The 266-nt window shown below is 63.5% G+C and carries 1 protein-coding gene; it reads left to right on the top strand.

Annotated elements, in window-relative coordinates; translation table 11 throughout:
- Window position 1 precedes the first annotated feature (1 nt).
- The coding region (locus tag SB754_RS20725) for a cyclase family protein (protein ID WP_410784239.1) at window positions 2–266 on the top strand (265 nt) is incomplete at its 3' end.

The following is a 266-nucleotide window of genomic DNA, read 5'->3' as shown; positions in this document are numbered from 1 at the left end:
GATGGCACTTGGGGAAAAGTCGGTGGAAGTCCTGGACCTCACGACGCCGCTGAGCAGGGACACGCCGATCCTCAATCTCCCGGATCCCTTCGCCAACACTGTTGGACTGAGCCTTTCCGCAGTGAGCAACTTCGACGACGCCGGTCCCGCCTGGGCGTGGAACGACATGACCGTGGGAGAGCATGCGGGCACTCATCTGGACGCTCCCGTGCACTGGATCTCCGGCCGTGACGGCAAATCGGTGGACCAAATTGACCCGGCGCGGC

The sequence above is a fragment of the Leifsonia sp. SIMBA_070 genome (assembly GCF_046534635.1).
GTDB lineage: Bacteria > Actinomycetota > Actinomycetes > Actinomycetales > Microbacteriaceae > Leifsonia.
The sequence above is the reverse complement of the archived record's forward strand: the minus strand, read 5'-3'. Positions and strand labels throughout refer to the sequence as shown.